The 12,829-nt window shown below is 74.7% G+C and carries 10 protein-coding genes; all 10 read right to left on the reverse strand.

All coding sequences use genetic code 11. The features are described 5' to 3' along the window. Window positions 1-14: 14 nt before the first annotated feature. The 10 genes from ACFVXH_RS04060 to ACFVXH_RS04105 all read right to left on the reverse strand — a co-directional run bounded on the left by ACFVXH_RS04060 (window position 15) and on the right by ACFVXH_RS04105 (window position 12,826). Window positions 15-1,769: an SDR family oxidoreductase gene (locus ACFVXH_RS04060; RefSeq protein ID WP_387820047.1), complete on the reverse strand. Its 1,755-nt coding sequence runs from the start codon at window positions 1,767-1,769 to the stop codon at window positions 15-17. Further along, window positions 1,766-2,665, reverse strand: a complete 900-nt coding sequence (locus tag ACFVXH_RS04065; protein ID WP_387820049.1) for a M24 family metallopeptidase — start codon at window positions 2,663-2,665, stop codon at window positions 1,766-1,768. The genes ACFVXH_RS04060 and ACFVXH_RS04065 overlap by 4 nt, the downstream gene beginning before the upstream one ends. Before the next feature lie 13 nt (window positions 2,666-2,678). Beyond that, window positions 2,679-3,767, reverse strand: a complete 1,089-nt coding sequence (locus ACFVXH_RS04070) for a PDR/VanB family oxidoreductase (protein WP_387820050.1) — start codon at window positions 3,765-3,767, stop codon at window positions 2,679-2,681. A 47-nt stretch (window positions 3,768-3,814) separates the two neighbouring features. Then, window positions 3,815-4,732: a metal-dependent hydrolase gene (locus ACFVXH_RS04075; RefSeq protein WP_387820052.1), complete on the reverse strand. Its 918-nt coding sequence runs from the start codon at window positions 4,730-4,732 to the stop codon at window positions 3,815-3,817. A gap of 254 nt (window positions 4,733-4,986) precedes the next feature. After that, on the reverse strand, window positions 4,987-5,766 hold the full coding sequence (locus ACFVXH_RS04080; protein ID WP_074004310.1) for an IclR family transcriptional regulator: 780 nt from the start codon (window positions 5,764-5,766) through the stop codon (window positions 4,987-4,989). A 251-nt stretch (window positions 5,767-6,017) separates the two neighbouring features. After that, entirely contained in the window at window positions 6,018-7,478 is a 1,461-nt protein-coding gene (locus tag ACFVXH_RS04085) for a catalase (RefSeq protein ID WP_049657798.1), read from the reverse strand. Window positions 7,479-7,593: 115 nt separating this feature from the next. Beyond that, the gene (alc, locus tag ACFVXH_RS04090) at window positions 7,594-8,790 is read right to left on the reverse strand and encodes an allantoicase (RefSeq protein ID WP_387820055.1); all 1,197 of its coding nucleotides are present in this window, start codon (window positions 8,788-8,790) and stop codon (window positions 7,594-7,596) included. 10 nt (window positions 8,791-8,800) lie between these two features. Next, on the reverse strand, window positions 8,801-10,207 hold the full coding sequence (gene allB / locus ACFVXH_RS04095) for an allantoinase AllB (protein WP_387820057.1): 1,407 nt from the start codon (window positions 10,205-10,207) through the stop codon (window positions 8,801-8,803). Between the two features lie 147 nt (window positions 10,208-10,354). Continuing rightward, entirely contained in the window at window positions 10,355-11,497 is a 1,143-nt protein-coding gene (locus ACFVXH_RS04100) for a glycerate kinase (RefSeq protein ID WP_380738581.1), read from the reverse strand. Between the two features lie 441 nt (window positions 11,498-11,938). Next, entirely contained in the window at window positions 11,939-12,826 is an 888-nt protein-coding gene (locus tag ACFVXH_RS04105) for a 2-hydroxy-3-oxopropionate reductase (RefSeq protein WP_375873446.1), read from the reverse strand. Window positions 12,827-12,829: the final 3 nt, after the last annotated feature.

The following is a 12,829-nucleotide window of genomic DNA, read 5'->3' on the forward strand; positions in this document are numbered from 1 at the left end:
CGTTGTTCACCCGGTCAGGTGACGTTGAGGCGGGCGGCGAGGCGCAGCAGGCCGGGGCTGAGGCGGGAGAGGAAGCGGGCGGCCTTGGCCTCGGGGGTGACGGGGACGACGGGCCTGCCGGTGCGGACGGCGGTCACGATCGCGGTGGCGACCTTCTCCGGGGGGAAGCCGCGGCGGGCGTAGAGCTTCGCGGCGCGGGCCTGCTTGGCAGCCTGCTCGGTGGAGGTGGTGGCGGAGAAGGTGGAGGTGCGGGTGATGTTGGTGTTGACGATGCCGGGGCAGATGGTGGAGACGCCGATGCCGTGGCCGACGAACTCGGCGCGCAGGCAGTCGGAGAGCATGAACACCGCGGCCTTGCTGGTGGCGTAGGCGGTGAGCGCCTTGGACGGCAGGTAGGCGGCGGCGGAGGAGACGTTGACGATGTGGCCGCCCTGGCCGCGGTCGGCCATCAGGGTGCCGAAGGCGCGGCAGCCGTGGATCACGCCCCAGAGGTTGACGTCCAGGACCCGCTGCCACTCCTTCTCGGTGGTCTGCAGGAACGTCCCGGAGTGCCCGATGCCCGCGTTGTTGACCATGACGTCGGGCACCCCGTGCTCGGCCGCGACGGTCTGCGCGAAGGCGTCCACCGCGGCGCCGTCGGAGACGTCCACCCGGTAGGCGTGCGCCGGCGGGCCGATCAGCGAGGCCAGTTCGGCGGTGCGCTCGGCGGCCGCGAGGTCGAGGTCGCAGACCACCACCCGGGCGCCGTCCTCGGCGAAGGCGAGCGCGGTGGCCCGGCCGATGCCGCTGCCGCCGCCGGTGACCACGACCAGCCGGCCGTCGCCCTCCTCGGGGCGGGCCCGGCCCTCGTCGGTGCGGGTGGTGAACTCGCGGACCAGTCCGGCCACGGTGGCTCCCTTCTCCAGCAGCGCCGACCAGTGGCCGGCGTGCAGCGTCCTGCGGGTCAGGTTCGGCGCCCAGCGCTCCAGCCCCTCGGAGAGGTAGGTGCCGACGTACCGGTCCCGGGTGAGGGTGATCAGCTGGACCGGCACCTCGGTCGGCCGCTCGCGCGGACTGCCCAGGGTGGGGCGGAAGTTGGCCCGGTACAGCTCGATGCCGCGGACCGCGTCGCGGCGCAGGGTGGGCTGCGGGTGGTCGGCGCGCGGGGTGACGTGCTCCAGGTCGCGCAGCACCCTCGGCCAGGCCCGGGCCAGGCCGAGGCGCCAGACGCCGGGGGCGAGGTAGGGGAGGTGGAAGGCGGTGATGTACCAGGAGTGCAGGCCCTGGTGGAGCAGCTGCCCCAGGTGGCGGGGGGTGGGGCGGCGCAGCCGGTGGCGCAGCCAGTGGCCCATGTGGTCCAGGCTGGGGCCGGACAGGGTGGTGTACGAGGCGATCCGGCGCTCGGCGCCGGGTGCGGTGACGGCCTCCCAGGACTGGATCGAGCCCCAGTCGTGGGCGAGCAGGTGCACCGGTCGGTCGGGGCTGACGGCGTCGGCGACGGCGAACAGGTCCTCGGCGAGGTGCTCCAGGCGGTAGCCGGACCGGTCGGCGGGGGCGGCCGACTCCCCGGCGCCGCGCACGTCGTAGCGGACCACGTGGTGGTCGCGGGCGAGGTCGGCGGCGATGTCGTCCCAGACGGTGTGGGTGTCGGGGTAGCCGTGCACGAGGAGGACGGTGGGGGCGGCCGGGTCGCCCTGCTCGAAGACGGCGAGCGGGAGGCCGCCGGAGTGGACGGTCCGGCGGCGGACCGGGGGCTTCGTCCGCGCCTGGGGCTTCGTCGGGAACGTCATCGGGTGGCCTCCAGGGTGGTCGGCTCGGCGGCGGTCTGCTCGGCGGCGGTCTGCTCCGCGGTGGCGGCGGCGGTCCAGCGGCGGACGTGCGGCAGGTCGTCGTCGAGCCAGTAGGCGTCGTCCTCGGTGACCACCAGCAGTTCCTCGAACTTGATGCCCACGCCCCGGAAGCCGATGTGCGGCTCGACCGCCCACAGCCCCGGGGTGGGCGCGTGCCGGGACGACCGCCCGTCGGCCCAGAGCGGCGAACGGCCGTGCAGCCGCTCGGTGACGAGCTCGCGGCCGAGGGTCTGGAGGGTGCGCACACCGAAGCCGAAGACGCTCACCCCGGCCGGTCCGCGCGCGGTGTTGCGGGTGACCTGGTGGCCGATCACCCGGCCCGGGTAGACCTGGTGGCGGTTGTCGTAGCCGTGCGCGGCGATCTGGGCGTCCACCGCGGCGTACACCTCGGCGAGCGGCCTGCGGGCCCGCACCTCGGCGAGGATCAGCTCGCGGTAGACCTTCAGGTCGGCGGCCAGCCGGTCCCAGACCCGGTTCTCGCCGACCTTGCCGCCGTAGCCGATGTCGGCGGTGTAGCCGTCCACCACGGGCGCGCAGTCCAGCACGTACGGCATGCCCTCCTCCAGCCGGCGGTTGCCGGCGAAGAACTGGAGCGGGGTGTGGAAGTGCCGGAACGCCGTCCGGTCGCCGAACCAGGCGAAGGGGACGTGGAAGAAGTCCTGCACCCCGGCGGCGACCAGGCGGCGGCGCAGCTCGGCGGTGGTCTGCCGCTCGGTGACGCCGGGTTCGATCCAGGCGGCGACCTGTTCGGCGCAGTGGTAGGCGAGCTGCTGGGTCTCGCGGAAGCGGGCGAGGTCGCGCTCGGTGTAGCGGAAGGCGGGGGTCGCTTTCGCCATGGCGGAGCTCCTTCTAGAGGTCGAGCACGAGGGTCTCACCCTCGGCGGCCCGGGAGACGCAGGGCAGCAGGGCGCCGGCGGCGCGCTGCTCGGGGGTGAGCCTGCGGTCCCGGTGGTCGGGCGAGCCGGCCAGCAGGCGGACCTCGCAGGTGCCGCAGAAGCCCTGGTGGCAGGAGTACGGGAGGTCCGGACGGGCCTCGCGCAGCACGTCCAGGGCGGAGCGGTCGGCGGGGACGTCGAGGGTCGGGCCGTCGGTGCCGAGTCGGACGGCGAACGGTTCGCCGTCGGTGACCGGGGCGGCGCCGAAGCGCTCGAAGTGCAGGGAGGCGGCCGGGGAGCCGTCCAGGGCGCGCTGCACGGCGGAGAGCATCGGGGCCGGGCCGCAGCAGTAGACGGCGGCGCCGCGCGGGGCGTGGGCGAGCAGTTCGGCGCCGGTGGGGACGCCGCCGTGCTCGTCGTCGGTGCGCAGCACCACCCGGTGCGGGTCGAGGGCGCGCAGCTCGTCCGTGTACGGGAGGGTGTCGGCGCTGCGGCCGACGTGCACCAGGCGCCAGTCCAGGCTGTGCCGCTGCGCCTCGCGGGCCATCGGGAGCAGCGGGGTGATGCCGATGCCGCCGGCCAGCAGGAGGACGGCGGGCTCGGCGCAGAAGGCGAAGCCGTTGCGCGGGCGGCGGGCGGTGAGCCGGGTGCCGGGGTGCAGGGCGTCGTGGACCTCGACGGACCCGCCGCCGCCCTCGGGCAGCCGTCGGACGGCGATGCGGTAGGCGGTGCGGTCGGCCGGGTCGCCGCTGAGGGAGTAGTGGCGCTCGCGGCCGGAGGGCAGGACGAGGCGCAGGTGGGCGCCGGGCTGCCAGCCGGGCAGCGGGCCGCCGGAGGGGTCGGCGAGTCGCAACTCGACGACGTCGGCGGCCGGTCGGCGGCGTTCGGCGACGACCAGCTGGAGCGGCGGGGTGGGGCGGCTGAGCGGGCGCCGGGGGTTGCGGCGCAGCAGGGGGCTGCCGAGGGCCGGGGAGTAGCGGTCGCCGAAGGCGGTGAGCCGGCGCATGAAGCCGTCGGCGCGGGGGCGGCCGTAGAGGTCGGGGGGCGGGGCGAGCGGGTCCATCCGGCGGGGTCCTTGGGGTGAGGGGGGAGAGGGGGCTGTCGCCCGCGTCAGCCGCGCCCGGCGGCCGCGCGGGCGGCCGGGGAGGCGGCGAGGTAGCCCAGCGCCTGGCTGGACGAGCCCTCCTGGGTCGGGTGGTAGCCCGGCCGCAGGTAGCGCAGCCCGGAGCGGACCGACGTGACCGGGTCCGGCAGCAGTCCGCGCTTGGCGATCCGGCCGGCCTCCCGCCAGGTGGGCTTGAGCCGCCCCGCCAGGGTGGGGTCGGCGGCGAGCAGGAACCGGGCGCCGCGCACCCAGAGGTGGACCAGCAGCGGCCCGGAGACGGCCATTCCGCGCACCCGGCGGAGGTAGCCCGGGTCCAGGTGGACCATCAGGTCGTAGGCGACGCTGCGGTGCTCGACCTCCTCCGCGCCGTGCCAGCGCAGCAGGTCCAGCATCGTCGGGTCCGCCTTGGCGCGGTCCAGGCCCGGGGAGTTGAGCGCCCAGTTGCCGAGGAAGGCGGTGAAGTGCTCGATCGCCGCGATGAAGGCGACCCGCTCGATGACGTTCTCGCGCTGCCGGGCCGGCGACAGCCCCGGCTTGTCGCCGAGGACGCGCTGGAACAGCCAGGAGATCTGCCGGACGTACGGCCGCGGGTCGAGCCCCTGGCCGAGCAGGTGGTCCAGGACCTCCTGGTGCGCCTCGGCGTGGATGGCCTCCTGGCCGATGAACCCGAGGACCTCCTCGCGCAGTTGCTCGTCCCGGATGAGCGGCAGCGCCTCCTTGAACACCTTGACGAACCACCGCTCGCCCTCGGGCAGCAGCAGGTGCAGCACGTTGATGACGTGGGTGGCCATCGGCTCGTCCGGGATCCAGTGCAGCGGCAGCCGGGACCAGTCGAAGCGGACGTCCCGGGGCTCCAGCACGAGGCTCTCGTGCACGCGTGCGGCGGGCGCGGCGAGGGCGGGGACGGGGGTGGAACGGGGCATGGCAGGCCCTCCTGACCTGGGGGCGGCGGCTCGGCTCCAGGGAAACGTACTCGCGGGTAGCCATCGGGACAAGGGGTTCGGCACCCCTTATCGACATCGAGTCTAATAAGTGACGCGCGCCGTCGGGCGACGCGCACGGCCGGACGCCGCCGGACGACACCGGACACCGTGGGGAAACGCGGGAAACGCGGGAGGCCCCACCGGTCTCCCGGCAGGGCCTCCCCGACGTCACGCGCGCGACGGCCGCCCCGCCGTCAGACCGCCATCGCCAGCATCAGCGGCGCCGCCCGGGCCGCCAACAGCTCGGCGGCGGCCTTCAGCTTGTGGATGTTGTCCGCCGGCATCGAGGTGGCCAGGCAGCCGACCGTGCTGCCCGCCGTGATCGGCACGGCCGCGCACACCGTGCCCAGCGCGTACTCCTGGATGTCCAGCACCGGCACCGTGGCCGGCTGCCGCTCCAGCCGGTGCATCAGCTGGTCGGCGTCGACGACGGTGCGGGAGGTGAGCCGGGCGACCGGGTGCCGGGAGAGGTGGTCGCGCCGGGCGTCCGCGTCCAGCTGGCCGAGCAGGCACTTGCCGATCGCACTGGCGTGCGCGGTGGCCCGGAAGTCCACCCACTCCTGCACGGCCGGGGCGTAGTCGGCGGCCGAGACCGCCTCCACCGACAACTCCCCGTCGTGGTACCGGGTGAAGTACACGGCGGCGCCCAACTCGTCCCGGAGTTCGGCGAGCTTGCGGTTGAGCCGGGCCTTCACCAGCTGCTCCCGGTTGTGCTGGCCGAGCAGGGCGAAGGTGCCGCCCAGCAGCCAACCGCCGTCCTGGCACTGGAGGTAGCCCTCGACCTCCAGGATCTCGGCGAGCCGGCGCACGGTCGGCAGCCCGAGCGAGGTCTCCCGGGCGAGGGCCACCAGGGTGGCTCCGTCGGAGTGGCGGTCGACCGCCTCCAGCAGTCTGAGGGCGTGCTGCAGGGAGGTGAACGGGCCCGTCGGACCCTGGTCAAGCGCGGCGTGACGACCCGGGGCTGGTGTCGACATGTCGTCCCCTTCCGATGTCCCCCCACGGAGCGACCGCGGGCGCACACCAGCCTATCGACCCGGCGGCTCCGACGACTGCCGTCCGTACATATCCGTGGACAATCCGTGCAGGCCCACCGGCCGACCTGGGCGGACGCGACGGGCCCCTCCCCCACTGCCCGGGAGGAGGGGCCCGTTCCGCGGCCGCCGGGTACGGGCCCGGCGGCCGCGAGGGTGGCGGTGCGGAGGGCGGTGCGGGCGGCGCGGGCGGGTCAGCCCTCGTCGCCCGCGCGCAACTTGGCGACGGCGGCGGCCAGTCGGGCGCCGTACTCCTCGTCGGCGGCGTGGAAGTGGGCGAGGTTCCGCTCCACCACGTCGTCGCGCGAGACCTGCGCCAGGAAGCCCGCGATGTTGCCGACCAGGCGGGTCTTCTCGCCGTCCGACATCAGCCGGTACAGCTCGCCGGCCTGGAAGAAGTCGTCGTCCTTGGTGTGCGCCGGGGTGGTGTAGGTGCCGGTGTGGCCGCTCACCTTGACCGGCGCGGCCGTCGCGTCGCCGGTCTGGACCGGACCGTCGTACGAGTTGGGCTCGTAGTTCCTGCCGCGGCCGGCGCTGTTGGCGGCCATCTGGCCGTCCCGGCCGTAGTTGGCGGCCTCGGTGGCGCGCGGGGCGTTCACCGGCAGCTGGGTGTGGTTGACGCCGAGGCGGTAGCGCTGGGCGTCCGCGTAGGCGAACAGGCGGCCCTGGAGCATCTTGTCCGGGGACGGGCCGATGCCGGGCACGAAGTTGTTCGGCGAGAACGCGGCCTGCTCGACCTCGGCGAAGACGTTCTCCGGGTTCCGGTTGAGCACCAGGCGGCCGACCTTGACCAGCGGGTAGTCGGCGTGCGGCCACACCTTGGTGAGGTCGAAGGGGTTGAAGCGGTAGTCCGCGGCCTCGGCGACCGGCATCAGCTGGACGTAGAGGGTCCAGGACGGGAACACCCCGCGCTCGATGGCCTGGTGGAGGTCGCGCTGGTGCGAGTCGGCGTCGCCGCCGACCACCTCGGCGGCCTGGTCGCCGTCCAGGCAGCGGATGCCCTGGTTGGTCTTGAAGTGGTACTTCACCCAGTAGGCGTCGCCGTCGGCGTTGACCCACTGGTAGGTGTGCGAGCCGTAGCCGTTCATGTGACGGTAGGAGGCCGGGATGCCCCGGTCGCCGAACAGCCAGGTGATCTGGTGGGTCGAGGCCGGCGAGTGGGCCCAGAAGTCCCAGACGTTGTCCGCCTCCTGCACGCCGGTGTACGGGTCGCGCTTCTGCGAGTGGATGAAGTCGGGGAACTTGATCGGGTCCTTGATGAAGAACACCGGGGTGTTGTTGCCGACGAGGTCGTAATTGCCCTCCTCGGTATAGAACTTGAGCGCGAAGCCGCGCGGGTCGCGCACCGCGTCGCTGGCGCCCAGGTTGCCGGCCACGGTGGAGAAGCGCAGGAAGACCTCGGTGCGCTTGCCGACCTCGGAGAGGAAGCCCGCCCGGGTGTACCGCGCGACCTCGTCGGTGACCTCGAAGTAGCCGTACGCGCCGGAGCCTCGGGCGTGCACCACCCGCTCCGGGATGCGCTCGCGGTTGAACCGGGCCAGCTTCTCCAGCAGGTGCTGGTCCTGGATCAGCAGCGGACCGTACTCGCCGGCCGAGGCCGAGTTCTGGTTGTCGGCGACCGGGGCGCCGGACTCCGTGGTCAGGATCTTGGGCATGGAGGGTCCTTCAGGTGTCGATAAGCGCGGTGCGTGGAGAGTGAGGTGACGGATCGTCAGATCCGTTCGCCGGAAAGGTTCCCTGGGGTTCCCGACGAGCGGATCCGACGGATCGTCAGTTTCCGAGCAGGCTCCGGACGACGGTCGCGGCCGCGGCCGGGTCGGCCGCCGGGCGGGCGGCGGTCAGCGCGGCGGCCTCGTCGGCGGTGAGACCGGCCCCGGTGAGGGCCTCGACGGCCTCGGCGGCCGGGAGGGCGTTGAACCAGCGCAGCGCGAGGGCCGCGCGGCCGGCCCCGGTGAGGCGGCCGGTGAGCCGGAGGCGGGCGAGGCCGCCGTCCGGGTGGACGTTGATGCGCACGTGGGTCACCGGGCGGCCGGCGGCGAGCCGGAAGCGGTGCCGGGTGTCGGGCTGGAGCCGCGTGCGGGGCAGGAGTTCGAACCACTCGCCGTCGGCCGGGTCGGCCCCGGTCGAGGCGTCGAAGCCGATCAGGTCGGCCCAGCCGGGGGCATTGGCGACGAAGTAGGAGGTGTCCACTTCGGCGGCCAGGACCTCACCGCCCCCGGCCAGGGCGATCTGCACCCAGTCGTTGGCCTTGTCGCGCCGACGCCGGGTCTCCCAGCCGTCGCCCATGACGGAGGCGCGGCCGGGAGCGTTCAGGTTGTGCGGGGAGGAGAAGTAGCGGTCGGAGGCCGCCTCGGCCACGCCGCCGTACTCCTGGGCGGCCAGGTCGAAGGTGAGGCCGTCCAGTTCGCGCGGATCGGGCAGCACCTCGCCGTGCACCCGCAGCCGGGCGACCCCGCCGTCCGGGAAGATGTTCAGCCGTACGTGGGTGTAGCGGGTGCCGTCCGTGACGGCGAACTCGTGGGCGGTGTCGCCGTCGAGCGCGGTGCGCTGCACGATCGTGGCCCACTCGGCGTCCTGGAGCTCCTCGGGCGAGGGGTGGCCGGGGACGGACGCGGCCTCGACCGAGGCGGTCTCCGGGTAGTTGCCCGTGAAGTGGGCGGTGTCCACGATCACGCCGCGGACCACCCCGGCGGCGCCGAGCCGGACGATCGCCCAGTCGTGGTCCTCGTCGGTGGGGTGCGGCTGGTCGGCGGAGACGCCGCGGCGGCGCTTGGACTCCCAGCCGTCCATGATCTGGCCCTTGTGGCCGAAGGTGTGCGGGCGGAACTCGGCCGGCTTGGCGACCAGCAGGTTCTCGGCGTCCGCGAAGGTGTCCTCGTTGGTGGCGACGACGCCCGCCCCGAGCAGTCGGGAGGCCAGGTCGACCAGCTCGGTGAAGGGAGCACTCGGGGTGTCGGCAGTGGTCACTGACTCTCCTTTAGGCGCGTTCGGACGGGATGGGGGTGGCGGTGGTGAAGCGGGTGGGGTCGGCCTGCGGCCGGGCGAGCTGCCGGCCGAAGGGGCGGGCCGCCGGGTCCACCTCGCGGCCGCGCAGCCAGGTGGCGCGCACCGCGCCGGTGAGGGTCCGGCCCGCGTACGGGGTCACCGGGTTGCGGTGGTGCAGCCCGCTCGCACGGACGGCGAACCCGCCGTCCGGGTCGAAGGCGACCAGGTCCGCGTCGTGGCCGGCGGCGATGGCGCCCTTGGTGCCGGTCAGGCCGACCAGTTCGGCCGGTCCGGCGGACATCCAGCGCACCACGTCGGCCAGGGTGTGGCCGCGGCGGCGGGCCTCGGTCCAGACGGCCGGCAGGCCCAGCTGGAGCGAGGCGATCCCGCCCCAGGCGGCCGCGAAGTCGCCGCTGCCGCCGTACTCGGGCAGCAGCTTGAGGTCGGGGGTGGACGGCGAGTGGTCGGAGACGACGGCGATGAACTCGCCGCGGCCCAGGGCCTCCCAGAGCGCGTCCCGGTTGGACTCGTCGCGGATCGGCGGACAGCACTTGAAGGCGGTGTCGCCGTCCGGCACCTGCTCGGCCGCGAGGGTCAGGTAGTGCGGACAGGTCTCGGCGGTCACCCGTACGCCGTCCTCGCGGGCCTGCCGCAGCAGCGGCAGCACGGCGGCCGAGGAGACGTGCAGGACGTGCACCCGGGCGCCGGTGCGCCGGGCCGTGTCGAGCAGCCGGGCGACGGCCGCGGTCTCCGCGTCGGCGGGCCGGGAAGCCAGGAAGTCCCGGTAGTGGACGCCGGGTTGCTGCGGGGCGGCGGCGAGCACGGCCGGGTCCTCGGCGTGGATGATCGCCAGTGCCCCGATCCTGGCCTGCTCGGCCAGCGCCGCCTCCAGGTCGGCGGCCTCGACGTGCGGGAACTCGTCCACCCCGGAGGGGGCGAGGAAGCTCTTGAAGCCGAACACCCCTGCCTGGTGCAGCGGTTCGAGGTCGGCCAGGTTGCCGGGGACGGCGCCGCCCCAGAAGCCGAGGTCGACCCAGGCCTGGCCGTCGGCGGCCTTCCGCTTGAGCGCCAGCCCCGCCACCGTGGTGGTGGGCGGGATCGAGTTGAGCGGCATGTCGACGATGGTGGTGACGCCGCCGGCCGCGGCGGCCCGGGTGGCGGTGGCGAAGCCCTCCCACTCGGTGCGGCCGGGCTCGTTGACGTGCACGTGGGTGTCGACCAGGCCGGGCAGCAGGGCGGTGTCGCCGAGGTCGACGAGCTCGCCCTCGCGGGCCGCGAGCGAGCCGTACGGGGCCGTCCGGGCGATCCTCCCGTCCTGGATCAGCACGTCCGCGGGGCGCTCGCCGTCGGGCAGGACCGCCCGCCGGGAACGGATCACCGTCGGCTGGCTGAAAGGCATGGGGGACCTCCGGAACCTGGGAGTCGAGGGTGTCGGAACACGGGGGAGGCGAGGGATTGCCGGGAGCCTAGGCCCGCCTTCAACAAAACGTCAATGGAGGAACATCCGAGGGATCACCGCGCGGGAAGGTCGCGCACGCACCGGGGTTCAGTGCGACAGGAGCTCCTCGGCCAGCCGCTCCCCCGCGAGTTCGGCCAGCTCGGCGGCCCTGGTCATGCTCTCCCCCGGCCGCTCGGCCAGGTCGGTCAGGGCGATCGCGGCGGTGAAGCCGGCGGCCCGCCACTCGGGCTCGGAGAGCTCCAGCCGGCCCGCCACCGCGGCCACCCGGACCCCCGCCCGGGCGGCCGCCGCGGCGACTCCGGCCGGGGCCTTGCCGTGGAGCGTCTGGGCGTCCAGACACCCCTCCCCGGTCACGACGAGGCGTGCCCCGCGCACGGCCCCGTCGAAGCCCAGCAGGTCGAGCAGCAGCTCGATGCCGGGGCGCATGGTCGCGCCGAGCAGGGCCAGGGCGGCGAAGCCCACCCCGCCCGCGGCGCCGGCACCGGGCGCCTCCCGGACGTCCCGCCCGGTGGCCTCGGCGACCAGGTCGGCGAACCGGGTCAGCCCCGCCTCCAGCACCACCAGGTCCCCGCCGTCGGCGCCCTTCTGTGGGCCGTAGACGGCGGCGGCGCCGCGCGGCCCGAGCAGCGGGTTGTCCACGTCACAGGCCACCACGACCTCGACCCCGCCCAGCACCTCGGCCAGCGGGCCGGGGTCGATCTCCGCGAGCCGGCGCAACGCGGCACCGCCGGGCGGCAGTTCGGCCCCGCCGGCATCGCGCAGCCGTGCCCCGAGCGCCTGCACCATGCCAGCACCGCCGTCCGTACAGGCGCTGCCGCCGAGGCCCAGCACGATCCGCTTGGCGCCGAGCGAGACCGCCTTGGCGATCAACTGGCCGACTCCGTAGGACCCGGCCGCGAGCGGGGCGGTGCGGCCGCCGGGCAGCCGGGCGAGGCCGGAGGCCTGCGCCAGCTCGACCACGGCGGTGTCGTCCCGGACGGCCAGCGCGGCGTCCACCGGCAGGCCGGTCGGGCCGGCCACCTTGGCCGGGACCCGGCTGAAGCCGGCCGCGAGCGCGGCGGCCAGGGTGCCCTCGCCGCCGTCGGCGACGGGCAGTTCGCGCACCTCGGTGCCGGGCGCGGCGCGCCGGATGCCGGCCGCGATCCGGGCCGCCGCCTCGGCACCCTCCAGGCTGCCCTTGAACTTGTCGGGGGCGACGACCACATGGCCCTGGTGGGGGGTGGGGGGCATGGCGCGCTCCTCGCTTCCGTACGGGTCTGGCGGTGGTTCCGGGACGTGCGTCCGGCTGACGTGCGTCCAGCATGGGCCCGGGTGTTCCGGGTGGCCAGCGCCTCGGCCGGGGCGGCCGGGGAGGCCGAGGCGGCCGTGGTGTCCGGAGCGGCCCGCTCCGGGAGGGTGCGCCCCCTCCCCGCCGTTCCCCTCGTCCCGCTTCCGACGTACGAAGGGCTCCCCTCGGCGGGGAGGGAGCCTGGCGACGCGTACCAGGCACGACCGAAGTGCCCCCAGGGGGACGTACGCGTCACCGGCCTGGATCGACCGACGGGCGGGCGGATGAGCCCCGGCCCGCACGCCGGTCGGGTCCGGCCTCCTGGCGGCGCGGGCACGACCGGATAGGTACACGCCACCAGGAGGAGTTCGGGGCCGGGGGCTCCGCGCGGGAGCCCCCGGCGGTTACGCGACCTCGCGCCCGGAGAGCCGCTCGACGCCGCGCAGCAGCGCCGAGTGGTCGAGCGAGCCGTCGCCGTTGGCCCGGGCGGAGGCGACCAGCTGGGCCACCACGGCGCCGACCGGCAGCGCGGCGCCCACGGCGCGGGCGGCGTCGGTGACGATGCCCATGTCCTTGTGGTGCAGGTCGATCCGGAAGCCGGGGGCGAACTCGCGGTTCAGCATGTTCGCCCGCTTGCGGTTGAGCACGGTGGAGCCGGCCAGGCCGCCGCCGAGCACGTCCAGCGCGGCCGCGAGGTCGACGCCGGCGTTCTCCAGGAACACCACGGCCTCGGCGAGCACCTGGATGTTGACCGCGACGATCAGCTGGTTGGCGGCCTTGACGGTCTGGCCGGCGCCGGCCGGGCCGACGTGGACGACCGTGGTGCCCAGCGCGTCGAACAGCGGCCTGGCCTCGGCGAAGTCCTCGGCCGCACCGCCGACCATGATCGACAGGACGGCCTCGACGGCGCCGGCCTCACCGCCGGAGACCGGGGCGTCCAGGGTGCGGACACCCTTCTCCCTGGCGGCGGCCTCGACCCTGATCGAGGTCTGCGGGGTGATCGAGGACATGTCGATCACCAGGGTGCCGGGCCTGGCGTTCTCCAGCACGCCGCCCTCCCCCAGGACGACCTGCTCGACCTGCGGGTCGGCCGGGACCATGGTGATGACCACCTCGGCGTCCCTGACCGCCTCCGCGATGCTGCCGGCGCCGTGGCCGCCGAGCGCGACCAGGGCGTCGATCGGCGGCCGGGTGAGGTTGAAGCCGGTGACGTGGTGGCCGGCCTTGACCAGGTTGGCGGCCATCGGGCTGCCCATGATGCCGAGGCCGATGAAGGCGATCTTGCGGCTCATCGC

It is taken from the genome of Kitasatospora sp. NPDC058184, assembly GCF_042883725.1.
Classification (GTDB): domain Bacteria; phylum Actinomycetota; class Actinomycetes; order Streptomycetales; family Streptomycetaceae; genus Kitasatospora.

Excerpts from the sequence above, each read along its gene's own strand:
- ACFVXH_RS04060 (WP_387820047.1), bottom strand. The coding sequence starts at position 1,769 with ATGACGTTCCCGACGAAGCCCCAGGCGCGGACGAAGCCCCCGGTCCGC.
- ACFVXH_RS04065 (WP_387820049.1), bottom strand. The coding sequence starts at position 2,665 with ATGGCGAAAGCGACCCCCGCCTTCCGCTACACCGAGCGCGACCTCGCC.
- ACFVXH_RS04070 (WP_387820050.1), bottom strand. The coding sequence starts at position 3,767 with ATGGACCCGCTCGCCCCGCCCCCCGACCTCTACGGCCGCCCCCGCGCC.
- ACFVXH_RS04075 (WP_387820052.1), bottom strand. The coding sequence starts at position 4,732 with ATGCCCCGTTCCACCCCCGTCCCCGCCCTCGCCGCGCCCGCCGCACGC.
- ACFVXH_RS04080 (WP_074004310.1), bottom strand. The coding sequence starts at position 5,766 with ATGTCGACACCAGCCCCGGGTCGTCACGCCGCGCTTGACCAGGGTCCG.
- ACFVXH_RS04085 (WP_049657798.1), bottom strand. The coding sequence starts at position 7,478 with ATGCCCAAGATCCTGACCACGGAGTCCGGCGCCCCGGTCGCCGACAAC.
- allB (WP_387820057.1), bottom strand. The coding sequence starts at position 10,207 with ATGCCTTTCAGCCAGCCGACGGTGATCCGTTCCCGGCGGGCGGTCCTG.
- ACFVXH_RS04100 (WP_380738581.1), bottom strand. The coding sequence starts at position 11,497 with ATGCCCCCCACCCCCCACCAGGGCCATGTGGTCGTCGCCCCCGACAAG.
- ACFVXH_RS04105 (WP_375873446.1), bottom strand. The coding sequence starts at position 12,826 with ATGAGCCGCAAGATCGCCTTCATCGGCCTCGGCATCATGGGCAGCCCG.